23 protein-coding genes are annotated in these 25,082 nt (G+C 68.9%); 10 read left to right on the top strand and 13 right to left on the bottom strand.

Translation table 11 applies throughout. The annotated features are described in order from the left end of the window. Positions 1–74: 74 nt before the first annotated feature. Both DL990_RS11410 and DL990_RS11405 read left to right on the top strand, forming a co-directional pair. Entirely contained in the window at positions 75–1,046 is a 972-nt protein-coding gene (locus DL990_RS11410; RefSeq protein WP_125783722.1) for a quinone oxidoreductase, read from the top strand. Next, positions 1,043–1,579, top strand: a complete 537-nt coding sequence (locus tag DL990_RS11405; protein WP_125783720.1) for a GNAT family N-acetyltransferase — start codon at positions 1,043–1,045, stop codon at positions 1,577–1,579. Before DL990_RS11410 ends, DL990_RS11405 begins: the two co-directional genes overlap by 4 nt. Positions 1,580–1,690: 111 nt before the next feature. On the opposite strand, the gene DL990_RS11400 is transcribed toward DL990_RS11405, so the two are convergent. The 4 genes from DL990_RS11400 to DL990_RS11385 form a co-directional block, all read right to left on the bottom strand. Then, complete coding sequence (locus DL990_RS11400; protein WP_125783718.1) at positions 1,691–2,269, bottom strand: FKBP-type peptidyl-prolyl cis-trans isomerase; 579 nt, start codon at positions 2,267–2,269, stop codon at positions 1,691–1,693. A 10-nt stretch (positions 2,270–2,279) separates the two neighbouring features. Further along, a complete protein-coding gene (locus DL990_RS11395) occupies positions 2,280–4,535 on the bottom strand; it encodes a UvrD-helicase domain-containing protein (protein WP_125798899.1) in 2,256 nt (751 codons plus the stop codon). A gap of 69 nt (positions 4,536–4,604) precedes the next feature. Then, the gene (locus DL990_RS11390; RefSeq protein ID WP_233620439.1) at positions 4,605–5,786 is read right to left on the bottom strand and encodes an MFS transporter; all 1,182 of its coding nucleotides are present in this window, start codon (positions 5,784–5,786) and stop codon (positions 4,605–4,607) included. Positions 5,787–6,061: 275 nt separating this feature from the next. Then, positions 6,062–7,042 carry a heme o synthase gene (locus DL990_RS11385; protein WP_125783717.1) on the bottom strand — a complete coding sequence of 327 codons (981 nt, stop codon included), beginning with the start codon at positions 7,040–7,042 and terminating at the stop codon, positions 6,062–6,064. 298 nt (positions 7,043–7,340) lie between these two features. Between DL990_RS11385 and tkt the strand changes: the two genes are divergently transcribed. The 7 genes from tkt to DL990_RS11350 all read left to right on the top strand — a co-directional run bounded on the left by tkt (position 7,341) and on the right by DL990_RS11350 (position 17,157). Continuing rightward, the gene (gene tkt, locus DL990_RS11380; RefSeq protein ID WP_125798637.1) at positions 7,341–9,443 is read left to right on the top strand and encodes a transketolase; all 2,103 of its coding nucleotides are present in this window, start codon (positions 7,341–7,343) and stop codon (positions 9,441–9,443) included. An 18-nt stretch (positions 9,444–9,461) separates the two neighbouring features. Further along, the gene (tal, locus tag DL990_RS11375) at positions 9,462–10,574 is read left to right on the top strand and encodes a transaldolase (protein WP_125783713.1); all 1,113 of its coding nucleotides are present in this window, start codon (positions 9,462–9,464) and stop codon (positions 10,572–10,574) included. A gap of 8 nt (positions 10,575–10,582) precedes the next feature. Next, positions 10,583–12,202, top strand: coding sequence for a glucose-6-phosphate isomerase (locus DL990_RS11370; protein ID WP_125798636.1), 1,620 nt, complete (start codon positions 10,583–10,585; stop codon positions 12,200–12,202). Further along, positions 12,199–13,728, top strand: a complete 1,530-nt coding sequence (zwf, locus tag DL990_RS11365) for a glucose-6-phosphate dehydrogenase (protein WP_125674953.1) — start codon at positions 12,199–12,201, stop codon at positions 13,726–13,728. The genes DL990_RS11370 and zwf overlap by 4 nt, the downstream gene beginning before the upstream one ends. Further along, positions 13,725–14,726 (top strand): glucose-6-phosphate dehydrogenase assembly protein OpcA, encoded by a 1,002-nt coding sequence (gene opcA, locus DL990_RS11360; RefSeq protein ID WP_125798635.1) that lies wholly within the window; start codon positions 13,725–13,727, stop codon positions 14,724–14,726. Before zwf ends, opcA begins: the two co-directional genes overlap by 4 nt. Beyond that, the gene (gene pgl / locus DL990_RS11355) at positions 14,723–15,478 is read left to right on the top strand and encodes a 6-phosphogluconolactonase (RefSeq protein ID WP_125783707.1); all 756 of its coding nucleotides are present in this window, start codon (positions 14,723–14,725) and stop codon (positions 15,476–15,478) included. Before opcA ends, pgl begins: the two co-directional genes overlap by 4 nt. Positions 15,479–15,954: 476 nt before the next feature. Then, positions 15,955–17,157 carry a sensor histidine kinase gene (locus DL990_RS11350; RefSeq protein WP_199746306.1) on the top strand — a complete coding sequence of 401 codons (1,203 nt, stop codon included), beginning with the start codon at positions 15,955–15,957 and terminating at the stop codon, positions 17,155–17,157. Positions 17,158–17,170: 13 nt separating this feature from the next. Here DL990_RS11350 and DL990_RS11345 read toward each other — a convergent pair whose 3' ends face one another. From DL990_RS11345 to DL990_RS11315, 7 genes are all read right to left on the bottom strand, one after another. Beyond that, complete coding sequence (locus DL990_RS11345; RefSeq protein WP_034311760.1) at positions 17,171–17,512, bottom strand: RNA polymerase-binding protein RbpA; 342 nt, start codon at positions 17,510–17,512, stop codon at positions 17,171–17,173. Between the two features lie 65 nt (positions 17,513–17,577). Next, positions 17,578–17,808 carry a preprotein translocase subunit SecG gene (secG, locus tag DL990_RS11340; protein ID WP_125783705.1) on the bottom strand — a complete coding sequence of 77 codons (231 nt, stop codon included), beginning with the start codon at positions 17,806–17,808 and terminating at the stop codon, positions 17,578–17,580. Positions 17,809–17,948: 140 nt separating this feature from the next. Beyond that, positions 17,949–18,734, bottom strand: a complete 786-nt coding sequence (gene tpiA, locus DL990_RS11335) for a triose-phosphate isomerase (RefSeq protein ID WP_125783703.1) — start codon at positions 18,732–18,734, stop codon at positions 17,949–17,951. Then, on the bottom strand, positions 18,734–19,942 hold the full coding sequence (pgk, locus tag DL990_RS11330; protein WP_305015713.1) for a phosphoglycerate kinase: 1,209 nt from the start codon (positions 19,940–19,942) through the stop codon (positions 18,734–18,736). The genes tpiA and pgk overlap by 1 nt, the downstream gene beginning before the upstream one ends. Before the next feature lie 9 nt (positions 19,943–19,951). After that, positions 19,952–20,956, bottom strand: coding sequence for a type I glyceraldehyde-3-phosphate dehydrogenase (gene gap / locus DL990_RS11325; protein WP_093934256.1), 1,005 nt, complete (start codon positions 20,954–20,956; stop codon positions 19,952–19,954). Positions 20,957–21,134: 178 nt separating this feature from the next. After that, positions 21,135–22,322, bottom strand: a complete 1,188-nt coding sequence (locus tag DL990_RS11320) for a winged helix DNA-binding domain-containing protein (protein WP_125798634.1) — start codon at positions 22,320–22,322, stop codon at positions 21,135–21,137. 494 nt (positions 22,323–22,816) lie between these two features. Next, positions 22,817–23,245 carry a nitroreductase family deazaflavin-dependent oxidoreductase gene (locus DL990_RS11315; protein WP_125783697.1) on the bottom strand — a complete coding sequence of 143 codons (429 nt, stop codon included), beginning with the start codon at positions 23,243–23,245 and terminating at the stop codon, positions 22,817–22,819. Positions 23,246–23,332: 87 nt separating this feature from the next. Between DL990_RS11315 and DL990_RS11310 the strand changes: the two genes are divergently transcribed. Then, positions 23,333–24,271, top strand: coding sequence for an AraC family transcriptional regulator (locus tag DL990_RS11310; RefSeq protein ID WP_125798633.1), 939 nt, complete (start codon positions 23,333–23,335; stop codon positions 24,269–24,271). A gap of 133 nt (positions 24,272–24,404) precedes the next feature. Here the strand turns inward: DL990_RS11310 and DL990_RS11305 are convergent, their stop codons facing one another. Together DL990_RS11305 and DL990_RS11300 are read right to left on the bottom strand one after the other, a co-directional pair. Beyond that, positions 24,405–24,821 carry a type II toxin-antitoxin system VapC family toxin gene (locus DL990_RS11305; RefSeq protein WP_125783693.1) on the bottom strand — a complete coding sequence of 139 codons (417 nt, stop codon included), beginning with the start codon at positions 24,819–24,821 and terminating at the stop codon, positions 24,405–24,407. Continuing rightward, complete coding sequence (locus DL990_RS11300; RefSeq protein WP_125798632.1) at positions 24,811–25,077, bottom strand: type II toxin-antitoxin system Phd/YefM family antitoxin; 267 nt, start codon at positions 25,075–25,077, stop codon at positions 24,811–24,813. The genes DL990_RS11305 and DL990_RS11300 overlap by 11 nt, the downstream gene beginning before the upstream one ends. Positions 25,078–25,082 lie beyond the last annotated feature (5 nt).

Genomic DNA, 25,082 nt, shown 5'->3' with positions numbered 1-25,082 from the left:
GGCCCGCGACGCGGAATAACCGTGGCGTCGGCCATAGTTGTCCCGGTCGGAACGACCTTGAACGAGGAGGATGTATGCCCACGGCAGTGCAGATCCGGCGAACCGGCGGTCCCGAAGTCCTTGAGCTGGCGCAAGTCGAGGTCGGCGATCCCGGAGCCGGGGAACTGCTCGTGGACGTCGCGGCGGCGGGCGTCAACTACATCGACACCTATCACCGCGAGGGCATCTACCCGATCGACACGCCGTTCGTCCTTGGCATGGAGGGCGCGGGCACGGTAGCCGCGGTCGGCGCGGACGTCACCGGTTTCGCCGTCGGCGACCGGGTCGCCTGGCAGGGTTCGCTCGGCAGCTACGCGCAGCGCCGTCTGCTCCCCGCCACGATCGCGGTGAAGATCCCCGACGGCGTGACCGAGGAGACCGCCGCCGCCACGATGCTCCAGGGCATCACCGCGCACGCGCTGATCGCCTCGACCTACGAGGTCAAGGCCGGTGACGACGTGCTGATCCACGCCGCCGCGGGCGGGATGGGCCTGCTGCTCGTCCAGCTGGCCAAGGCGCGCGGCGCCCGCGTGATCGGCACCGTCTCCACCGACGAGAAGGCCGGACTCGCCAAGCAGGCGGGCGCCGACGACGTCATCCGCTACGACCAGGTCGACTTCGCGAAGGCCACCCGAGACCTCACCGGCGGCAAGGGCGTCGAGGTGGTCTACGACGGCGTCGGCAAGTCCACTGTGGACGGCAGCCTGGCGAGCCTGAAGATCCGCGGCCTGCTCGCCCTCTACGGCGCGGCCAGCGGCCCGGTGCCGCCGATCGACCCGCAACTGCTCAACCGCAGCGGCTCGGTGTACCTCACCCGCCCGACCTCCGCGCATTACGTGCTCACCCGCGAGGAACTGGAGTGGCGGGTGAACGAACTGTTCACCGCCGTTCAGGACGGCTCGCTGAACATCCGGATCGGCGGCCGGTACCCGTTGGGAGACGCCCGTCAGGCACACGAAGACCTCCAGGGGCGCCGTACCACCGGCAAGCTCCTGCTGATCCCGTGACGGTGCTCTGGCCGGAGGAGGTCCGGCTCGAAGGCGAGGGGCTCGTCCTGCGGGAGTGGACCGAAGACGACGTCGCGGGGATGCCCGAGCTGTTCGACGACCCCGCCGTCGCGCGGTTCACCCCCTTGGCCTCACCGTTCGACGAGGTGGCCGCGAAGGCCCACTACGCGAAGTGCGTCAACCGTCGTGCGGAAGGCAAAGGACTCCGGTTCGCCATCACGACCGACGGGAGCGAGCCGCTCGGCGAGGTGGTGCTGATGCTGCCGGGAGAGCCGTCGGACCCGGTCGAACTCGGCTACATGGTCGGGCGCGCCCACCGCGGCCAAGATCTCGCGGCACGGTCTCTCCGGGTGCTCACCGCGTACGCGCTGCAGCTCGGGCTCAGCCCGCTTCGGCTGCGGATCGACTCTCAGAACGCGGCGAGCGAGGCCGTCGCCCGCCGCGCGGGTTACGTCCCCGCCGACCTGCCGCCCAAGGTCGAGATCGAGAAGGGCGTCGAGGTCACCCTGCTCACCTGGGAGTACGCCGGCTGACGCCTCGGCTGGCGCGCCCAGTTCCGTGAAGGCCTCCTTGAGGGACCCAGAGTCCCTCAAGGAGGCCTTCACGGACCCGTCCACGGTAGACTCGGCCGTCCGAAGTGCCCATCAGCCCTTGGCTGTCGGGACACTCACCGCGTCGGTGACGAACACCAGGGTCTCGTTCGGCGCGATGCCGTTGCCGCCCTGGCCGTAGCCGAGGTCCGGCGGGATGATCAGCAGGCGCCGCGCTCCCTGCTTGATCCCATCGAGGCCCTGGTCCCAGCCCTTGATGACGTCGCCGGCGCCGAGCGTCAGGTCGAACGGCTCGCCCCGGTCGAACGAGCTGTCCAGCTTCTGCTTGTTGGACCAGGTGACCAGCGAATAGTTCATCTTCAGGTTCGCGCCCGCCTTGGCGCCCTCGCCGGTGCCGGGCTCGAGGTCCTTGGTGATGAGCTTCTTCGGCGGGTCGCAGTCGTCCGGGATGGTGATGGTCGGCGCCTCCCCGAACTTCCCGGTGGTCTTGACGTCGTCCGCCGTGCATTCCTTGCCCTTCGGGGCGGCCGCGGCCGAAGAGGACGACGACGCCGACGCGGGGGCCGCACCGGAGGACGACTGGGCGGAACCTGCGGTGTTCGATTTCTCGCCACAGGCCGCCAGGGCGAGGACGCCCGCGCCGATGACCACGATCTTGCCGAATGTGCGCATGCGGCCGACCTTAGCCAAGACCCTCCAGCGCCGGAACAAGGTCACCGGTCTGCACTACGCCCATCCGACGGGTCGCCCTGGTCAGGGCCACATAAAGATCGTTGAGGCCGCGCGGCGACTCGGCGACGACCTCGTCCGGCGCGATCAGCACCACGGAGTCGAACTCGAGGCCCTTCGCCCGGTCCACCGCCATCACCGACACCCGGTCCCCCGCCTCGCCGAGCGTCTCGGAGACGGGAGCGACCCGGGAGGCCGGGCACAGCACGGCGACCGTCCCACCGTCCACAGCGGACAGTTCGGCGTCGACGATCCCCGGCAGGTCGGTGCCGAGCTCCGACGGCTCCACGGAACGCAGCCAAGGCTCGAATCCCGTCTCCCGCACCGAAACCGGCGCTTCGAGCTCCGGGTTGACGTCGGCGAGCACGCGGGACGCGACGACCATGATCTCGGCCGGGGTCCGGTAGTTCACCGTCAGCTCTTCGAGTCGCCAGCGGTCGGCGACGTAGGGCGAGAGCACCTCACCCCAGGATCGCGCGCCGCCGGAAGCGCCGGTCTGCGCGACGTCACCGACCAGCGTCATCGACCGGTTCGGCGAACGGCGCATCAGCAGCCGCCAGTCCATCGCGGTCAGTTCCTGCGCCTCGTCGACGATCACGTGCCCGAAGGTCCAGGTCCGGTCCTGCGCGGCCCGTTGCGCCGCGGTCATCTCGCTGCGGCGCTGCTGACGTTCGGCGAACAGTTCGGCGTCGAGCACGTCGCCCACCCGCAGCAGCTCCTCGTCGACGATCTCCTCGTCCTGTTCGAGGATGTCGAGCACGCCTTCCGCGTAGGCGCGGTCTTCCCGTTCGCGGCGGGCGCGCTCGGCGCGGGCATCGGTGTCGTCCTCACCGAGCAGCTCGGCGAGTTCGTCGAGCAGCGGGACGTCGGCCGGACTCCACGGCGTGTCCGTCGGGCTGTAGAGACGCTCCCGATCGGTTTCGGACAAGGCTTTCCCGGCCGCGACGCGCAGCCGTTCGCGGTCGGCGAACAGCTCGTCGAGCACGATCTCGGGGGTGAGCGTCGGCCACAGCCCGTCGATCGCGGCGGCCACGTTCTTGTCGGCGGCGACCTCGGCCCGGATGTCCTGGACGTCCCGCGCGTCGAGCAGGTCCTCCCCCAGTTTCCGGGCGGCCTGACGGGTCAGCGCGTCGAGGAGGTCCGAGACGAAGATCCGCCTGGCGAGGTTGTGCGGACGGCGCGAGCGGCGGGCCCGCGTCCGCGCCTCGGTGCAGGTCTTGCGGTCGAGCATCAGGATCTCGCGCTCGAACTCGATCTCCAGCACCGGTTGCGGCACCCGCTGACGGTCGCGGAGCGCGTCGGCCAGCACGTCGGCCATCACCGCCCGGCCCTTGACCTCGGCGGCCTCACGCGTGACCGGGCCGGTGGCGTCCAGACCCGGGTACAGCTGCCCGATCGTCGCCAGCAGCACGCCGGTCTCGCCGAGCGACGGCAGGACCTGCCCGATGTAACGGAGGAACGTGCTGTTCGGCCCGACCACGAGCACGCCGCGCGTGGTGAGCTGCTGCCGGTGCGTGTAGAGCAGATACGCGGCGCGGTGCAGCGCGACCGCGGTCTTGCCGGTGCCGGGGCCGCCCTGGACCACGAGCACGCCGTTGGGCGTCGCGCGGATGATGCGGTCCTGCTCGGCCTGGATGGTGGCGACGATGTCGCTCATTTCACCGGTGCGACGGCGTTCGAGCGCGGCCAGCAGCGCCGCCTCTCCCGCGAGACCGAGGTCCTGCCCCTGGTCCGCGGCGGAGAGGTCGAGGATTTCGTCGTCGACGCCGACGACCTTCCGGCTCAGCGACCGGATGTGCCGCCTCCGGCGGACACCTTCGGGTGAAGCGGCGGTCGCCAGATAGAACGGCCGCGCGACCGGCGCGCGCCAGTCGACGAGCAGCGGGCGGTAGTCGTCGTCCTCGTCGAAGAGCCCGAGCCGCCCGATGTAGGTGGTCTCCTCCGCGTGCTCGGGGAGGAAGTCGAGGCGGCCGAAGCACAGGCCCTGCTCGACGGAGCCCAGCTGGGCCAGCCTGTCGGTGTACAGCGTCGTGGCGACGTCGCGTTCGGTGCGCGCCTGTGGGGTGCCGCCGGTCTGGCGCAGTGTCTGGTCGAGCCTGCGCTGTGCCTCGGCGCGTTCGACGTCGAGCTTGCGGTAAAGGGTGGTGACGTACTCCTGCTCGAGCGCGACGTCCTGCTCGATCGCGTCGAGTTCCCGGTCCGGGGACACGGACAAAGCAGCCTGCTTTCGAGAGGTGGGACAGGGGCCGAAAGGTTTACAACGGCGCCCGCCATCATCTCATTCCCTCGCGGTCACCCGGACCAGGAGGAAGGCCCCGAGGGACAGACCTGTGGCGACGCTCGCCCACACGACGTTTTCGTGGAGCAGCGCGGCGAAGGTGGCCGCGACGCCCGCGATGGACTGCGCGACGAACCCGCACAGCGCGACGGCGTAGGCGCCCTGTCCGGGTACCTCGCTCACCGCGACGGCCATGCTGCTCGGGAAGAGCGCGGCCTGGCCGAAGGTGATCCCGCAGTACAACGCGATGAACGTCACGAGTGCGGCCGTGAGCGGGATCGCGGGCACGAGCCACAAGGCGATCGTCAGCGCACCGGCGCCGGTCATGACCAGCGCGCCCGCCCGCATCACCCACGGCGAACCCTTGCGGCCCGCCAGCCGGTTGACCAGCAACGCGCCGCCGAAGTAGGCCAGGCCGAACAGGAGGCCGAGGCTGCCGTACTGGTCCACGCTCAGTCCGAAGCGCTGCTGGAAGACGAACGGCGCGACCTCCTGCAGGAGCACGATCGTCGCGAAGCCGAGCCCCGCCGCGATCGTCGGCCGCAGGAAGGCCGGGACGCTGAGGATCCGGAAGTAGATCCGGAGCATGCCCGTCTTCTCCTCGCGGCCCCGGCCGAGCGGAATCGTGAGCGTGCCGATGACGCAGAGCACACCCGCCGCCGCCAGCACGACGAACCCGCCCCGCCACTCTCCGATCAGCCCGCCGACGAACTGCCCGTCGCCGAGCGCGGTGACGAACGCGATGGACAGCACCGAAAGCCGTTTGGCGAGCGCGTCGCCGTCGCCGAGGTCACGGACGGCGATACGGGCGATGATGGCCGCACCCCCTGCGCCGATCCCTTGCAGGGAACGGAGAACGAGTAGCCACGCCGGCGAGGTGTTCGCGATGAGGACCGCGCTGGAGACGACGAACAGGCCCAGCGCGCTGAGCAGCGCGGCACGCCTACCGAGCCGGTCGGCCGCGCGGCCCCAGAGCACCACCGGCGCCGCCGCGCCGACGACGAACAGTGAGACCGAGAGCGCCGCGAAGCCGCGCGACACCGCGAAGTCGCGCTCGATCATCGGGAGGGAGGGGAGGTAGATCGTCGTCGCCATCTGCGCGGTGAAGACGACCAGGCAGGCGACCGCCATGGTCCTGCGCTCGACTCGGACCGCGGCCGGGCGCTCGGTTGTACTCGTCACTCCGCCGGACGGTACTGACGGGTAACCGGGCTGGGCAACGCGCGCCACCCCTTGAGAAGCCGGGTCCGATCATCCTCCGGTTGCCCCCAATGTGGCATTGGGGACGTTGAGCGTCCCCAATGCCACATTGGGGGCAACCTTCCTGTTGAGAGCGCTGGAGCGTGCGCGACCAAGCGGATCCGCGCGTTCCAATGTCGCGACCCGAGCGCGTTGCGCGTGAAGGCCCCCTTCCCTCGGCTGAGCCGAGGGAAGGGGGGCCTTCACGCGCAACAAGATCAGAAAGGCAGGCCGATGACGGGCAGGCCGATGGCCGAGTCGACGGCCAGCGCGACGAACACGATCATCAGGTACGTGTTCGACCGGTGGAACAGCGACATCGGCTTGGTCTCCTCGCCACGCCGCACCGCCGCGTTCAGGCTGTGCGCGTAGAAGAGGAACCAGCCGCCCGCCAGGATCGCGAACGTGGTGTAGATCCAGCTCGTCACCGGGACCAGCAGCAGCGTCCAGGCGACCATCACCCACGAGTAGATGACGATCTGCCGTGCCACGTGCTGCGGGGTGGCGACCACCGGCAGCATCGGCACACCGGCACGCTCGTAGTCGTCCCGGTACTTCATGCCCAGCGCCCAGGTGTGCGGCGGGGTCCAGAAGAAGATGACGCCGAACATCACGAACGCGGGCCACTCGACGGTGCCGGTGACGGCTGCCCAGCCGATGATCACCGGCATGCAGCCCGCCGCACCGCCCCAGACCACGTTCTGTGACGTACGCCGCTTCAGCACGAGCGTGTAGACGAAGATGTAGAACAAGATCGTCGCGATCGCGAGAATCGCCGAGAGCAGGTTCACCGTGAAATAGAGCACCACGGCGGACAGGACACCGAGCACGAGACCGAAGATCAGCGCGCCGCGCCGGGGCACCGACTCCTTCACCAGCGGGCGGCGCTTCGTGCGGTTCATCACCTTGTCGATGTCCGCGTCGATGACGCAGTTCAAGGCGTTGGCGCTACCGGCGGCCATGGTGCCGCCCACAAGCGTCGCGAGTACCAGCCACGGCGACGGGATTTCCCGTCCCGCAAGGAACATCGCGGGAATCGTGGTGACGAGAAGGAGCTCGATCACCCTGGGCTTCGCGAGGGCGGCGTACGCGCCGACGACCTGGCGGATTGTTCGCCGGCCACCGTGCGGTCGTTCACCGGTCGGATGTACGGCGCTGGTGCTGTCACTGCGTCCGTGCGCAGCGTTCACCAACGACATTTCACTCCCTGCGTCAGTTTTCGGGCCGGGTCCACCAGGCTTCCGGGTGATGTGGCGGCCCCGGATCCCCGTGTTCTGAACCCTTCCCCGATGTTAGACGTGCTGTTTCCAGAGGGTGATCGCGGGTCCTCGACCGGCCGAACCATTAGGCTGGCCGCGGTAGCTCGCGGCGTGCCCCTGCGAACGGCCCGGACCAGGAATATCGTCCCTTCCGGATCGATTGAGATTAGTAGCGGTACACGTGGGTTACCCACGAGGGAAGAGAAGCCACAACCTGATGACGGGGAGTTCGAGTTCAGTGTCCGAAACCGCCTCTACCAGCGAGAAGAACCCACTCCTCCGGCGCAACGTGCCCGCCGACTGGACCGACCTCGACACGCGGGCCGTCGACACCGTTCGGGTGCTCGCCGCGGACGCGGTCGAGAACTGCGGCAGTGGTCACCCCGGCACGGCGATGAGCCTGGCGCCGCTCGCGTACACGCTTTTCCAGCGGACGCTGCGTCATGACCCGGCGGACCCCGAGTGGCCCGCGCGTGACCGCTTCGTCCTCTCCGCCGGTCACTCGAGCCTCACCCTCTACATCCAGCTGTACCTCGCCGGATTCGGCCTGGAGCTGGAAGACCTGAAGCAGCTGCGCAAGTGGGACTCGAAGACCCCGGGTCACCCGGAGTACCGCCACACCAAGGGCGTCGAGACCACCACCGGCCCGCTCGGCCAGGGTCTGGCCAACGCGGTCGGCATGGCGATGGCGGCGCGCCGCGAGCGTGGCCTGCTGGACCCGGACGCCCCGCAGGGCGAGAGCATCTTCGACCACTACGTCTACGTCGTCGCTTCCGACGGTGACATCGAAGAGGGCGTCACCGCCGAGGCCTCCTCGATCGCCGGCCGCCAGGAGCTGGGCAACCTCATCGTCTTCTGGGACGACAACGAGATCTCGATCGAGGACGACACCAAGATCGCGCTGTCCGAGGACGTCGTGAAGCGCTACGAGGCGTACGGGTGGCACACCCAGGTCGTCGAGGGTGGCGAGGACGTCGTCGCGATCGAAGAGGCCATCAAGGCCGCGAAGGCCGAGACCGAGCGCCCGTCGTTCATCGCGCTGAAGACCGTCATCGGGTACCCGGCGCCGAAGAAGATGGGCACCGGCAAGGCGCACGGCGCCGCGCTCGGCGCCGAAGAGGTCGCCGCGGTCAAGGAGATCCTGGGCTTCGACCCCGCGCAGAACTTCCAGGTCGACGACGAGGTGATCACGCACACCCGCCAGGCCGTCGACCGCGGCAAGACCGCCCGCGCCGAATGGCAGGAGAAGTTCGAGGCGTGGGGCGCCGCCAACCCGGAGCGCAAGAAGATCGCGGACCGGATGTCGACCCGCACGCTGCCCGAGGGCTTCGCGGACAACCTGCCGACGTGGGAGCCGGACGCCAAGGGCATCGCGACCCGCAAGGCCTCCGGTGAGGTGCTCAACGCGCTCGCCGAGCCGCTTCCCGAGCTGTGGGGCGGTTCCGCGGACCTCGCGGAGAGCAACAACACCACCATGAAGGGGGCCGACTCGTTCGGCCCGGAGAAGGCTTCCACCGAAATGTGGAAGACCAGCCCGTACGGCCGGACGCTGCACTTCGGCATCCGCGAGCACGCGATGGGCTCGATCCTCAACGGCATCGCGCTGCACGGCGGCACCCGCCCCTACGGCGCCACGTTCCTGATCTTCTCCGACTACATGCGCCCGCCCGTGCGGCTGGCCGCGCTGATGAAGGCGCCGGTCACCTACGTGTGGACGCACGACTCGATCGGCCTGGGCGAAGACGGCCCCACCCACCAGCCGATCGAGCAGCTCTCCGCCCTGCGCGCCATCCCCGGCCTCAACGTCGTCCGCCCGGCGGACGCCAACGAGACCGCGTACGCGTGGAAGGCCGTCCTCGAGGACGTCCACCACCCGTCGGGCCTCGCGCTGACCCGGCAGAACGTGCCGGTGCTGGAGGGCACCAGCGCCGAAGGCGTCAAGCGGGGCGGTTACGTCCTCGCCGAAGCGTCCAACGGCAGCCCCGAGGTCGTGCTGATCGCGACCGGCTCCGAGGTCCAGCTGGCCGTCGAGGCCCGCAAGACCCTCGAAGCCGACGGCATCCCGGCGAGCGTCGTCTCGATGCCGTGTGTCGAGTGGTTCGACGCGCAGGACCAGTCCTACAAGGACTCGGTCATCCCGCCGTCGGTCAAGGCACGCGTCTCCGTCGAAGCCGGTATCGCCCAGTCGTGGCACCGCTTCACCGGTGACGCCGGGGTGAACGTTTCGATCGAGCACTTCGGTGCGTCGGCCGACGCCGCCACACTGTTCCGTGAGTTCGGTTTCACCGCGGAGGCAGTCGTCGAGGCCGCCCGTCGCTCGATCGCCAACACCAAGAACTGAACTGAAGGGGAACCTGCCATGAGCAACGACAAGCTCGCGCAGCTGTCCGAGGCCGGGGTGTCGATCTGGCTCGACGACCTGTCCCGTGAGCGCCTGAACACCGGCAACCTCGCCGACCTGATCCGCGACAAGCACGTCGTGGGCGTCACCACGAACCCGACGATCTTCGCCAACGCGATGTCGAAGGGCGAGGCGTACGACGAGCAGACCAAGGAGCTCGCCGCCCGCGGCGCCGACGTCGAGGCCACCATCCGCGAGCTGACCACCACCGACGTGCGCAACGCCGCGGATCTGTTCCGCGACGTCTACACCGCCACGAACGGGGTCGACGGCCGGGTGTCCATCGAGGTGGACCCGCGGCTGGCCAAGGAGACCGACAAGACGGTCGCCGAGGCGCAGGACCTGTGGAAGACCGTGGACCGGCCGAACGTGCTGATCAAGATCCCGGCCACCGAAGAGGGTCTCCCGGCGATCACCAAGACCCTGGCCGAGGGCATCAGCGTCAACGTCACGCTGATCTTCTCGGTCGAGCGGTACAAGGCGGTCATCGAGGCCTACTTCGCCGGGCTGGAGCAGGCGAAGGCCAACGGCCACGATCTCAAGGGCATCCACTCGGTCGCGTCGTTCTTCGTGTCCCGTGTGGACACCGAGATCGACAAGCGGCTCGACGCCATCGGCACCGAGGCCGCCGTCGCGCTGCGCGGCGAGGCCGCCATCGCCAACGCGCGCCTCGCGTACGCGGCGTTCGAAGAGCTCTTCGCCTCGGACCGCTGGAAGGCGCTCGCGGAGGCCGGCGCGAACGCGCAGCGTCCGCTGTGGGCCTCCACCGGTGTGAAGGACCCGCAGTACTCCGACACCCGCTACGTGGACCAGCTCGTCGTCAAGGACACGGTCAACACGATGCCGGAGAAGACCCTCGACTCGGCCGCGGACCACGCCGACGTCACCGGTGACACGGTGACCGGTAAGGGCCCCGACGCGCAGATCGTCTTCGACAAGCTGCGTGTGGTCGGCATCGACATCGACGACGTCTTCAAGGTCCTCGAGGACGAGGGCGTCGAGAAGTTCGAGAAGTCCTGGGTGGAGCTTCTCGAGACCGTCTCCGGGCAGCTGGAAAAGGCAAAGGACTGATCTGGACCATGGCAGGGGAAACGACAGGCGTCGACATCATCGACGCCGCCCTGGCCGGCGAAGCCGCTCCGTTCGCGGAGCGGCTCGTCGCCGACCAGGTCGCATCGAAACTGGCGTCCCAGGACGCCACACTGTGGGGTCCCGAAGCCGAGTCCGAAGCGTCGATCCGTCTCTCGTGGACGACGCTGCACAAGTCCTCGCGGCCGTTGATCGGCGAGATCGAGGCACTGCGGACCGACCTGCGTTCCGAGGGCGTCGACCGCGTCGTCCTCGCGGGCATGGGCGGTTCGTCGCTGGCCCCCGAGGTCATCACCGCGACGGACGGCGTCGCGCTGACCGTCCTCGACACCACCGACCCAGGCCAGGTCGCCGACGCTCTCGCCGGTGACCTGGAGCGCACGGTCATCGTCGTGTCGTCGAAGTCCGGCGGCACCGTCGAGACCGACAGCCACCGGCGGATCTTCGCCAAGGCCTTCGCCGACGCGGGCATCGACGCGGCCCGGCGGATCGTGGTCGTCACCGACCCCGGCTCGCCGTTCGCGGAACTGTCCGAAAAGGAGGGTTACCGCAAGGTCTTCCTCGCCGACCCGAACGTCGGCGGCCGCTACTCGGCGCTGACCGCGTTCGGGCTCGTCCCGGCCGGTCTCGCCGGCGCGGACGTCGCCCGCCTGCTCGACCAGGCCGCTTCGGTGGCCGAGGAGCTGGCCACGGACTCCGTGGACAACCCCGCGGTCACACTCGCGGCGGCTTGGGCTGCGGCGCACGAGAAGGGCGCCGAGAAGGTCGTCATCGGCGACACGGGTTCCGGTATCAAGGGCTTCGCCGACTGGGCGGAGCAGCTGATCGCCGAGTCCACCGGCAAGCAGGGCACCGGTCTCCTGCCGGTCGCCGTCGAGGGGCCGAGCGCCGCCGGATTCGCCGACGCCAAGGCCGATGCCACCCCGGTGGCGGTCGGACCGGCGGAAGGCGCCGCGAAGATCTCCGTGACCGGCTCGCTCGGCGCGCAGTTCCTGCTGTGGGAGTTCGCCACCGCGCTCGCCGGGCGGCTGCTCGGGATCAACCCGTTCGACCAGCCCGACGTCGAGGCCGCGAAGAAGGCCGCCCGTTCCCTGCTCGACAACCCGGACGCGCTCAAGGGCGGCGAGAAGCCGTCCACTGTGGACGGCGCGGTCGAGGTGTTCGGCTCGGAAGGTGTTGCCACGGAAGGGAAGCTCGCGGACATCCTGCGGGCTTTCTTCGATTCCGCTCCGGAAACCGGCTACATCGCGGTGCAGGCGTACCTCGACCGGCTCGATGACGCGTCGACGGCGGTCCTGCGCGGTGAGATCGCCAAGCGCACCGGCCGCCAGACCACCTTCGGGTGGGGCCCGCGATTCCTGCACTCGACCGGGCAGTACCACAAGGGCGGGCACCAGAACGGTGTCTTCCTGCAGATCACCGGCGCCGTCGAAGACGATCTCGACGTTCCGGACCGGCCGTACACGCTCGGCGTCCTGCAGCACGCGCAGGCGCTGGGTGACGGCCAGGTGCTCGCCGAGCACGGTCGTCCGGTGCTGCGCCTGCACCTCACCGACCGGGCCGCCGGCCTGGCCGAACTGGTCCGCGCGGTACAGGAGGCCGGCGAGTGACACGTGCCTGGAACAATCCGCTGCGCGACCCGCGCGACAAGCGGCTGCCGCGGATCGCCGGGCCGTCCAGCCTGGTGATCTTCGGCGTCACCGGTGACCTCGCCCGCAAGAAGCTGATGCCGGCGATCTACGACCTCGCCCACCGCGGGCTGCTGCCCGCCGGGTTCTCGCTGGTCGGTTTCGCCCGCCGGGACTGGGAGCACCAGGACTTCGGCGAGCTCGTGCACGACTCGGTCAAGGAGCACGCGCGGACGCCGTTCAAGGAGTCGGTGTGGAACCGGCTCGCCGAAGGCATCCGGTTCGTCCAGGGCACCTTCGACGACGACGACGCCTTCGACCGGCTCGCGCAGACGGTCAAGGATCTCGACGCCGAACGTGGCACCGGTGGCAACACCGCGTTCTACCTGTCGATCCCGCCGAGCGCGTTCCCGGTGGTGACCAAGCAGCTCGCCCGTTCCGGCCTCGCCGAGGCGAGTGAGGACACCTGGCGCCGCGTCGTCATCGAGAAGCCCTTCGGCCGCGACCTCAAGAGTGCCAAGGAGCTCAACGGGATCGTGAACGACGTCTTCCCCGAGGAGTCGGTGTTCCGCATCGACCACTACCTCGGCAAGGAGACGGTGCAGAACCTGCTGGCGCTGCGCTTCGCGAACCAGCTGTTCGAGCCGATCTGGAACGCCAACTACGTCGACCACGTGCAGATCACCATGGCCGAGGACATCGGCCTCGGCGGCCGCGCCGGGTATTACGACGGCATCGGCGCCGCACGCGACGTCATCCAGAACCACCTGTTGCAGCTCCTCGCGCTGACCGCGATGGAGGAGCCGGTCTCGTTCGCTCCCCGCGCTCTCCGCGCGGAGAAGGTCAAGGTGCTCTCGGCGACCAAGCCGCTGGCACCGTTCGACGAGACCACCGCGCGCGGACAGTACGCGGGCGGCTGGCAGGGCGGCATGAAGGTGCCGGGCCTGCTGCAGGAAGGCGGTTTCGCGAAGGACTCGACCACCGAGACCTACGCCGCGGTGACGCTGGAGGTGCAGAACCGCCGCTGGGCGGGGGTGCCGTTCTACCTGCGCACCGGCAAGCGGCTTGGCCGCCGGGTCACCGAGATCGCCGTGGTGTTCAAGCGGGCACCGCATCTGCCGTTCGACTCCACCTCGACCGAGGAACTGGGCCAGAACGCGCTGGTGATCCGGGTGCAGCCCGACGAGGGCATCACGCTGCGGTTCGGGTCGAAGGTGCCGGGGACCACGATGGAGGTCCGCGACGTCACCATGGACTTCGGCTACGGGCACGCGTTCACCGAGTCGTCCCCGGAGGCCTACGAACGGCTCATCCTGGACGTACTGCTCGGCGAACCGTCGCTGTTCCCGGTGAACGAAGAGGTCGAACTGTCCTGGGAGATCCTGGACCCGATCCTCGACCACTGGGCCAAGAAGGGCGCGCCCGAGGCGTACCCGCCCGGCTCGTGGGGACCGCCGTCCGCGGACGAAATGCTGGAACGTACCGGCCGGAACTGGAGGCGTCCGTGATCATCGACCTGCCGTCGACCACGACGTCGCAGCTGAACAAGAAGCTCGTCGAGATCCGCGAACAGGGCGGGCAGGTGGCGCTCGGCCGCGTGCTGACGCTGGTCATCGTGGCGGATGACGACGACAAGCTCGAAGAGGCGATCGAAGCCGCCAACGAGGCCAGCCGGGAACACCCCTCGCGGGTGATCGTGGTGGCCAAGGGCGCGCGGACCGCCGCGCCGCGGATCGACGGCCAGATCCGGGTCGGCGGCGACGCCGCCGCGAGCGAGGTCATCGTCCTGCGGCTCTACGGTCCGCTGGCCTCGCAGGGCCAGAGCGCGGTCGTTCCGCTGCTCCTGCCCGACGCACCGATCGTCACCTGGTGGCCGGGCACCGGTCCGAAGGCCCCGGCCAAGGACCCGCTCGGTGAGCTGGCGCAACGCCGGATCACCGACTCGGCGGCGGAAAAGGCGCCCATAAGGGCACTCACCACGCGGGCGAAGTCCTATGTGGAGGGTGACACCGACCTGGCGTGGACCCGGCTGACCAGCTGGCGCGCGCAGCTGGTGTCCGCTTTGGACCTTCCGCCGCATGAGAAGGTCACCGGCGCGACGGTGACCGGTGAGGCGGACTCGCCGTCGACCGAACTGCTCGCCGGCTGGCTGGCCGAGTACCTCAAGGTGCCGGTGAAGCGGGTCAAGAGCACCGGTGCCGCGGGCATCATCTCGGTGACGCTGGACCGGCGGTCCGGCCCCGTGGAACTGCGACGGCCGGACGGACGGGTCGGCATGCTGACCCAGCCCGGCCAGCCGACGCGCCGGATCGCCCTGCAGCGGCGGGACAACAAGGACTGCCTGATCGAGGAGTTGCGGCGGCTCGACCCGGACGAGGTCTACGAGGCTTCGCTCCACGGGCTCTCCAAGATCTCGTCGGGCACGGCGGCCAAGGCCGTTCCGGCGAAGAAGGCAGCTCCGGCGGCGAAGAAGGCCGCCGTTTCGTCGAAGAAGGGCACCTCATGAGCAAGACCGAGGTCGTCGTCTACGAGAACCCGGACCTCCTGGCCGCCGCCGCGGCGGCCAGGCTGGTCACCCGGATCGTCGACGTCCAGGCTGCCAAGGGCTCCGCTTCGGTGGTGCTCACCGGCGGCGGCACCGGCATCGCGATCCTGCGCGAACTGCGCGACTCCAGTGCCCGTGACGCCATCGACTGGTCGCGTCTGGACCTCTACTGGGGCGACGAGCGCTTCGTCCCGGCGGACTCGGACGACCGCAACGAGAAGCAGGCCCGCGAAGCGCTGCTCGACCACGTCCCGCTCGACCCGAAGCGGGTGCACGCCATGGCACCCTCGGACGGCGAGTTCGGCGATGACGTCGACGCGGCGGCCGCGGCCTATGCGGAGGTCCTGGCTGCCAACGACGCGGCGTTCGACATCATGCTGCTGGGCCTCGGCGGTGAGGGGCACACCGCCTCGATCTTCCCCGACAGCCCGGCGGTGCACGAGAAGGAGCGTTCGGTCGTCGCGGTGCGGGACTGCCCGAAGCCGCCGCCGACCCGGATCTCGCTGACCCTGCCCGCGATCCGTCGCGCGCAGGACATCTGGCTGGTCACCGGCGGCGACGCCAAGGCGGACGCCGTCGCGCAGGCGCTGGCCGGTGCGGGCGAGGTCCAGATCCCGGTGGCGGGAGCCCGCGGCAGCCGTCGCACGCTCTGGCTGCTGGACCGGGGTTCCGCCTCGAAACTCACGAAGGTCTATCAGCCACCTACGGGCTGACGCTTTGCGCGTGAAGGCCCCCTTCCCTCGGCTGAGCCGAGGGAAGGGGGCCTTCACGCGTATCCGGGACTCGTGACACCCCCATGGCGGAAGTCCGCGACGATCTCCTTCCCTACCCTGAAGGTAGTGAAGGAGGCGTTCACGGCATCACGCCTTCTGTAACCGTCTGGGGGCGGAAAGTGACAAAGATCAACTCCTGCCGGCTTTCGCATCAGAGACGGTCCGTTCGCGCGTCGGAACGATCAACGGACCACCGAGCCCGGGTGGTCCGGTCCGCGCCTTGACCGACCGAACGTTCATGCACTTGTCCGCAGAACGGACAGTGACCGGACAGTCGCTAGCCCGACTGGGGGAAACTTACCGCCCTTGCACATCCACCCGTTAGCATCCGCACATTTGTTCGTTCCTGCGCGTCCCGATCGGGCGAAGAACACGTCTCACCATTCAAGTCCACAAGACGAGTGAGGTCGCCAGCGATGAGCACAGAGGGTCTCTCGATGCCAGGTATCTCGGTGGGCGGCTCCGGAGCGGACGCCGCCGACCGGATGCGCCGTGCCGCCGGGGTCATGTCGTTCGCCAGGATCAAACGTCCGGCGCTGGTCGCGCTGGGCGTCGATACGCTCGCGATCTTCCTGGCCGCGCTCGATGTCTGGCTGGTGATCCCCGAGAAGGCCCAGCCGTACTCCATCTACCTCTCCGGGGCCGCGTGCCTCGGTCTCGCGTTCCGCCGCAAGCTGCCGTTCCTCGCGGTGATCGTCACCGTCCCCGGATTCCTGGCGGGCTGGTCCCAGCTGGCCGCGATGATCGCGCTCGGCTTCCTCGCCACCCGCAAGCAGATGCACTGGCAGACCTGGACCGGGTTCGCGCTCGTCTTCACCTGCCGGTTCGTCCAATGGCCGCTGGCCGACTTCGTCGAGCTCAGCTGGCGCGAGCACGTTCTGGACGGGATCTACGGCGTCATCGTCGCCGGGATGCCGGTGGCCATCGGCCTGCTCATCGGAGCGCGGACCGAGATCTCGCAGAAGCTCTCCGAACTCGCCGCCAGCCGTGACCGCGAGCGCCGCTTCCACGCCGACGCCGTCCGCGCGGAGGAACGCGCCCGGCTCGCACGGGAGATGCATGACGTCGTCTCGCACCAGATCACGCTGATCGCGATGCAGGCCGGCGCGCTCCAGGCGCAGACCACCGACGCCCGTTCGCTCGAGACCGCACAGGTCATCCGGAAACTGAGCACCAAAACGCTCGAGGAACTGCGCTCACTCGTGAGTGTGCTGCGCTCGGGCTCCGAAGACGACGGACCGCGGCCGGGGATCAACGAACTCGACCGGCTGATCCGCGGCTCGGACGTCCCGGTGCACCTCACCGTCGAGCGGATCCCCGACCTCCTGCCAAGCCAGGTTTCGGCGGCGGCCTACCGGACCGTGCAGGAATGCCTGACCAACGTGCACAAGCACGCGCCCGGCGCCACCGCGACCATCCGGATCCAGGGTGAGCACGGTTCCCTCAAGGTCGAAATACGCAATGAGCGCGCCCGGACAGCCGGTGCGGCCCTGCCCTCGGGAGGGCACGGGCTGACCGGACTGGCCGAACGCGCTCGACTGCTGGGTGGGAGCTTCGAAACCGCCGACACCGAGGACGGCGGGTTCCGGGTGCGTGCCCGGTACCCGCTCGACCGATAGGCCTCGGGGAGTCTCAGATCTCCCGGCGCTGGCGCAACCGCTCCAGCGCCTCGGCGAGAATGGCCTCGCCGTCGGCGTCGGAACGCCGTTCCTTCACGTACGCGAGGTGAGTCTTGTAAGGCTCGGTCCGCGGCGCGGCAGGAGGATTCTTCTCGTCCTGCCCACCGGGCAGCCCGCAGCGCGGGCAATCCCACTCGTCGGGAATCTCGGCGTCCATCGAGAACGAGGGCTGTGCCTCGTGCCCGTTGGCGCACCAGTAGGAAATGCGGCGCCGTGGCGCCGACTCACCCCGTTCCGATTCGCCCGAAGGTCCGGCACCCACACGGGTGCCCCGAATCGCGTTACCGCCAACCATGAATCCTCACACCTATAGGGATCGGCGGCGCGCCCCCCATAGGCACGCCGAAACACCTGGATCGATCAGACCTTGAGCAGGAGCCCAAGGCCGATGATGCTGATCAGCCATACCGAACCCAGCAGCACCGTGATCCGGTCGAGGTTCTTCTCGGCCACGCTGGAACCGGACAGGCTCGACTGCATACCGCCACCGAACAGCGAAGACAGACCGCCACCACGACCGCGGTGCAGCAACACGGCGACCACCAGGAAAAAGCTGGAGGCGATCAACAGGATTTGCAGGAACAGCTTCATGTCATCCTCTGCGCTCTTGGAGAATGCAGGAAAACGGTGTGCCACCGACGGCTGTCGACCGCCAGAACACACCGTACTCCTGGACTCGTCCACTGCTGTGTGACGGACCGGATACCCAGGTTACCCGGTAGGTGCCCCGATCAGGGCAGGGGCCCGCCCGCGGCGAGTGCGCAGAGTTTGGTGAATTCGTCACCATCCAGGCTGGCACCACCAACGAGCGCACCATCGATGTTCTCGCAGGCGACGAGGTCACTGATGTTGTTGGCCTTGGCCGAGCCCCCGTAGAGCACGCGGACCGAGGACGCGACCTCGGCGCCGTACTTCTCGGCGAGGGTGGCGCGGATGGCTCCGCACACCTCTTCGGCGTCCTGCGGGGTCGCGACCTTGCCGGTCCCGATGGCCCAGACCGGCTCGTAGGCGACGACGACGTCCTTGACCTGTTCGGCCTTGAGCCCCTTGAGGCCCTCCACCAGCTGGGTCGTGGTGTGGGCGATGTGCTCGCCCGCCTCGCGGACCTCGAGCTTCTCCCCCACGCACAGGATCGGCTTGATGCCGTGCTTGAGCGCCGCCTTGACCTTCTTGTTCACCAGTTCGTCGGACTCGCCGTGGTACTCACGCCGCTCCGAGTGCCCGACGGTGACGAAGCTGCAACCCAGCTTCGCCAGCATCGGACCCGACACGTCGCCGGTGTAGGCACCGGAGTCGTGCGGCGACAGATCCTGGGCGCCATAGGTGAGCGACAGCTTGTCGCCGTCGGTCAGCGTCTGGACGCTGCGGATGTCGGTGAACGGCGGCAGGACCGCGACGTCGACCTTCGCGTAGTACTTCTCCGGCAGGGCGAAGGCGATCTTCTGAACCAGCGCGATGGCTTCGAGGTGGTTCTGGTTCATCTTCCAGTTGCCGGCGATGAGCGGTTTGCGCGCCACTAGTCGTTCTCTCCCAGCACAGCGACTCCGGGCAGTTCCTTGCCCTCCAGGTACTCCAGCGACGCGCCGCCGCCGGTCGAGATGTGCGAGAAGCCGTCCTCGGGAAGGCCGAGCTGCCGCACGGCAGCGGCGGAGTCGCCACCGCCGACCACGGTGAAGGCGTCGCTCTTGACCAGCGCTTCGGCCACGGCACGGGTGCCGCCGGCGAAGGACTCGAACTCGAACACGCCCATCGGGCCGTTCCAGAACACGGTCGCCGCGTCGGCCAGCTTGCCCGCGAACAACTCACGCGACTTCGGGCCGATGTCGAGACCCATGCGGTCGGCCGGGATGGCCTTCGCGTCGACGACGTCGAACTCCGCGTCGGCCGCGAAACCCGTCGCGGCGAGGACGTCCACCGGCAGGATCAGCTCGACGCCGCGTTTCTCCGCCTCGGCGAGGAAACCGCGGACCTGCTCCAGCTGGTCCTCCTGCAGCAGCGAGTTCCCGACCTCGTGGCCCTGGGCCTTGAGGAAGGTGTACGCCATGCCACCACCGATGAGCAGCCTGTCGACCTTGGTCAGCAGATTGGCGATGACGCCCAGCTTGTCCGAAACCTTCGCGCCGCCGAGGACGACGACGTACGGCCGAGCCAAGTCCTCGGTGAGCTTCTTGAGGACGTCGACCTCGGCCAGCACCAGCCCACCGGCATACGCCGGAAGCGCCCGCGCGATCTCGTAGACCGAGGCCTGCTTGCGGTGCACGACACCGAAACCGTCGGAGACGAACGCGCCGCCCGGGACGAGCGCGGCCAGCTCCGCGGCCAGCTCCTGCCGCTCGGCCTCGACCTTGCTGGTCTCGCGCGCGTCGAAACGCACGTTCTCCAGCAGGGCCACCTGGCCGTCGGTCAGGCCCGCGACGGTGGCCTTGGCGGATTCGCCGACCAGGTCACCGGCCAGCGGGACGTCCACGCCGAGCAGCTCGGTGAGCTTCGAGGCGACGGGAGCGAGCGAGAACTTCGGGTCCGGCTCACCCTTGGGACGGCCGAGGTGCGCCGTGACGACCACCTTCGCGCCCGCCTCGGCGAGCCGCTTGAGGGTCGGCAGGGCCGCGCGGACGCGGCCGTCGTCGGTGATCTTGTCCCCGTCGAGCGGGACGTTCAGGTCGGATCGTACGAGTACGAACCGGCCTGAGACGTCCTCGCCCAGCAGGTCTTCGAGGTTCTTCAGCGCCATGGCTCAGGAGAGCTTGTTGCCGACGAGCTTGACGAGGTCGGCGAGGCGGTTGGAGTAGCCCCACTCGTTGTCGTACCAGCCGATGACCTTGACCTGGTTGCCGATGACCTTGGTCAGCGGCGCGTCGTAGATGCAGGACGCCGGGTCGGTGACGATGTCGGCCGAAACGATCGGGTCGTCGCTGTAGCGCAGGATGCCGGCCAGGGGGCCCTCGGCGGCGGCCTTGTACGCGGCGTTGATCTCCTCGAGGGTCGCGCTCTTGGTCAGCGTGACGGTGAGGTCGGTGGCCGAACCGGTCGGGATCGGCACGCGCAGCGCGTAGCCGTCCAGCTTGCCCTGCAGCTCCGGCAGGACCAGGCCGATGGCCTTGGCGGCACCGGTCGAGGTCGGGACGATGTTCAGCGCGGCGGCGCGGGCGCGGCGCAGGTCCTTGTGCGGCGCGTCCTGCAGGTTCTGGTCCTGCGTGTACGCGTGGATGGTGGTCATCAGGCCCTGCTCGATGCCGAACGAGTCCTGCAGGACCTTGGCCAGCGGGCCGAGGCAGTTCGTGGTGCAGGAGGCGTTCGAGATGATGTTCTGCGAGCCGTCGTACTTGTCGTCGTTGACGCCCAGCACCACGGTCAGGTCCTCGCCCTTGGCGGGCGCGGAGATGATGACCTTCTTCGCGCCGCCGGCGAGGTGCGCCTTCGCGGCGTCGGCGTTGGTGAAGAAGCCGGTCGACTCGACGACGACGTCCACGCCGAGGTCGCCCCAGGGCAGGTTGGCCGGGTCGCGCTCGGCGAGGGCCTTGATCGTCTTGCCGTCGACGACGATGCCCTCGTCGCTGACGCTGACCTCGCCCGGGAAACGGCCGAGGATGGAGTCGTACTTCAGCAGGTGGGCCATGGTGGCGACGTCGCCGAGGTCGTTGAACGCGACCACCTCGATGTCGTGACCGGCGGCCTGCACGGCCCGGAAGAAGTTGCGGCCGATGCGGCCGAAGCCGTTGACACCTACGCGAACCGTCACTGCTGCCACTCCCTTGAGACTCGTCCGGGATCGCCCCGGAAAGACGTCCTTTACTCGGGCGCAACCCTAGCGTGCGTGCTCGGGCGGCCCTCTTTGCCCTGACGAGACTTCCACCACTCGGTGGGTCAGGTCAAGAATCGATCAAGTGCATCGCCACCAGGAGGTCTTGGGGAAACTCTCAGCTTCGCTGTGCTAGCCGTCGCTCCAGCGGCGTGCGCATCCGTGGCGTGACTCGCACCTCTCCGAACCACTCGGCCAGGTGGTTCGCCTCCGCTTCGACGGCCCGTTCGACGTCCGCGCCGACGTCCTCCAGGAAGTGGTGGACGACCTCGCCGTCCGGACGTTGCGTCCAGCCGCCGACGATCCGGCCGTCGGCCCAGACGGTGGGCCCGATGTTCCCGGTACCGTCGAACAGCGGCGCCTTGTGCGGGCCCAGATACCAGTCGCGCTCGAGCCATCCCATCGACGTCGGGTCGAGGGACGGGAGCAGCGCGACCCAGGGGCCGGGCTCCGCGACCGGCTCCACGTCGTCGGCGAGCACGACGCCGGGGACGCCGTCGAGATCCACCTCGACCGGCTGAATTTCCGCGAGCGCCTTCTTCGTCTGGCCTGCCGTCCAGCCCGTCCACCAGCGGAGGTCCGCGATCGGAGCGGGACCATAGGCGTAGAGCCACTTTCGGGCGAGCTCGACCCTGGCGGCGTCGGCGTCCCATGCGACGAGGCCCTGCGACAGCCAGTCCGCCATCGGGGCCCAGTAGTACTGGCTGCTGATCCAGCTGCCGCGCGGGCGGCCGCGCACGATGCGGCCGTCGACCGCGAGCTGGAACAGGACGCGGCTGGTGACGTTGGCGATCGCCTCGTACGGCTTTCCCTTCGCCATCAACAGCTGCTGCCTGAGCCGCGGCTCGTCCTCGCTCAGCTGTTGCGCGGTCGCGGAACCGCGGGCCTTCAGCGCACGCTCGGTCGCCTCCTCGACCTCGGCCAGCCAGCGTTCCGGATCGGGCAAGTTCTCCGGGTGTCCCTGCGTGGCGAGGTGCTGTTCGAGCAGGCGGCGCTGCTTCTTGGCGATGTCGGCGGAACAGGCGGCCTGGATGAGCGCCGCGTTCTCGTGCCCGACGACGAAGACGGTGCGGCGCATGCCGAGCATCCGGATCAGCGTGCGCTCCTCGTAAAGCGCGTTCTCCAGCTCCGTAACACCGTCGCCCTTCACCCGCGCCCACGCCGACAGGTGCACCGACGCCGGATCCGTGGCATGCAACGCGACGACCGCGTCCGCGGCGGCGTGCACCGAGCCGGCGGGCGTGGTCAGGCGATGACGTGTCGCGAGGCGGGCGCGGCGCTGCCGGATGCCGATCTTGAGGGTCACGGATCGGTTCTATCACCGGGGCCCGACAAAACCCCGCGGTGAGGTGTGGGGTCGTGAGCGGTAAGGACGGTTAGGGGCCAAGGGTGTCTTAGGTACCTACGGCGGGTGAGCCGGTATCGCGAGTCCGTGAAGGACTCCTTGAGGGACTCTGGGGCCCTCAAGGAGGCCTTCACGGACTCGATCATCGCCACGTTCGCCCCACAGGCACCAGCAGTCACAACGCCTGCGCGTGAAGGCCCCCTTCCCTCGGCTCAGCCGAGCAAACTCGACCTTCACACCTTGCCGAGGACGTGAAGCCCTCGTGAGTGGTGAGGGCGGTTGGAGCCAAGGGTGTCTTCGGTATCTACGGGGGGGGAGCCGGTATCGCGAGTCAGTGAAGGACTCCAGTCAGGCGCGGTCGTGGGGATGTCGTGAAGGGACCCGTTGAGACGATGAAGGTCTCAACGGGTCCCTTCACGACACAAGAGCTCGACGCAGGGGCCACTTACGAGGGACTAGACCCGCTCCAGTTCGAACACCGGGATGACCCGGCTGGTCTTGCGCTGGTACTCGGCGAACTGCGGCATGACGGCGGACTGCCTGGCGTAGACCTCGTCGCGCTCGGCGCCGGTGAGCAACCGGGCGCGGACCGCGAAGGTCTCGGTGCCGAGTTCGACCTTCGTGTCCGGGTTGGCCACCAGGTTGTGGAACCACGCCGGGTTCTCGTCGGAGCCGCCCTTGCTGCCGAAGATGTAGATCCGGTCGCCCTCGAGGAGCGGAACGAGCGGTGCGATCCGCTCGGTGCCGGACTTCGCGCCGGTGTGGTGGACGAGGACGAGCGGGAAGCCCTCGAACATGCCACCCGCCTTGCCGCCGGTCTCGCGGAATTCGGCGATCACGCCGCGGTTGATCTCGTCGAAGTCGAAGTCGATCGTGTCTGCCATGACCTCGATCATATGGCGCACCGTGTGACCGTATCGATGGCTGAAAACGCCACGAGCATATCCATTTGTCGCACTATGCTCGGCAGTATGGACCTCTTGGCCGAAACCCTCGCCGTGGGCGGCGTCCGCGGCACCGCCGGCGCCCGGATCGAGGCGTCCGGGCCGTGGGGGATCCTCTGGCACGGCATCGCCGGTGCGGCCTTCTACGCCGTCACCTGCGGGACGGCCTGGCTGGACGTGGCGGGCCATCCGCCGCGGCGGCTCATGCCCGGCGACGTCGTCCTGCTGCCGAACGGCCCGGAGCACACCCTGCGCAGCGCCCCGGACGTCGCGATCATTCCCAACCTGTGCACCGCGGCGGAGAAGGCGCGGGAGTGCGGCGGAGTACTGCGCCTCGGTTCAGGGGAGGTCGAGACCCATGTCCTCGGCGCGTCCTACGACTACGACCCGGCGGTGTCCACCCAGGTGATGGCCACCCTGCCGGAGCTGGTGCACATCCGCGCGAACCACGTCGGCGGCGGGCTGGACGACACCGTCCGGCTGTTGTCGCGGGAGCTGGCCTCTCCGCAGATCGCCACCGAGTTCGTCCTCAACCGGCTCGTCGACATCCTGCTGGTCCAGTTGCTCCGCGCGTGGCGGACGGAGAAACCGGCCGAGACGCGGGGAACCTGGCTCGGCGTCCTCGGCGATCCGCTGATCAGTGTGGCCTTGGCCAAGATCCACGAGGCGCCGGCGAAACCGTGGACCACCGACCTGCTCGCGGCGGAACTGGCGACCTCGCGTAGCACGTTGACCCGCCGCTTCCGCGAAACGACCGGCCGGACTCCCGGCGACTACCTGACCCAGTGGCGGATGGACCTGGCCGCGGTCCGGCTCCGCGACACCGACGACACGGTGGACACCATCGCCCGCTCTGTCGGCTACACGTCGGTGTACGCGTTCAGCCGGGCCTTCCGGCGGGCTCGCGGTCAGGCGCCGGGGCAGTACCGGACCTCGACCCGGGAAGGCCTCAAGCCGGCCGGGTGACCAGTATCGGGGTGATCGCCGGCCACCAGCTCGGTACCGGTGGTCGTGAGTGGCGATTCGGGTTAGAACCCGAATCGCCACTCACGACCAACCCGACCCACGTCTTACCGCCACTTCGCCACGCGAAAGCCGGTCAGGCTCCCGGCCGGGTGACCGGAACGACGTCGAGGAGTTCCTTCAGGCCTTCGAAATCCTGCGGGTTGGTGGTGTACAGGGGCATTCGGTTCGCGACGGCCACACTGGCGATCATCAGGTCGGCCACGCGGCGCCGGGGCGTCCTGCCCATCGCGAGCACGGAAGCCGACACCCTCCCGAAGATCCGGGCCGCCTCGGTGCCGAAGGGCAGCGGATCGAATTCGGACTCCACCCGTTGCAGCAGATCCGTGCGCCGGGCCCGCTCGGCCGGGTCCGTGGCGTAGTGCGGTCCTGCCGACAGTTCGGCGAGCGTGATCGTGCTGATCGACATCAGATCCGGCAGCTGGGCGTGATCGATCGTCCGGCGCAGGATGAGGATGTTCGTGTCGAGCAGGCCGTGGACCTCAGCGGCCATAGGGATCGCCCGCCTCCCCTTCGAAAGCGTCGTCGAGGTCCGCGCGGAACCTGTCCGGGTCGACGAGCGGAGCGTTCGCCGAACCGGTGGCGAACTGGTCACGGGAAACGGCGTGCCGTCGACACAGCGGGACCAGCTGGGCGATGGGCGAACCGCTACGGGTCACGGTGAAGGTTTCACCGTGCTCGACCGCGTCCATGATCTCGCCGGAACGGTTCCGGAGATCACGCTGAGAGATCTCGTGTTGAACGCTCATGAGCG

Source organism: Amycolatopsis sp. WAC 01416 (assembly GCF_003947485.1).
Taxonomy (GTDB): domain Bacteria; phylum Actinomycetota; class Actinomycetes; order Mycobacteriales; family Pseudonocardiaceae; genus Amycolatopsis.
The sequence above is the reverse complement of the archived record's forward strand: the minus strand, read 5'-3'. Positions and strand labels throughout refer to the sequence as shown.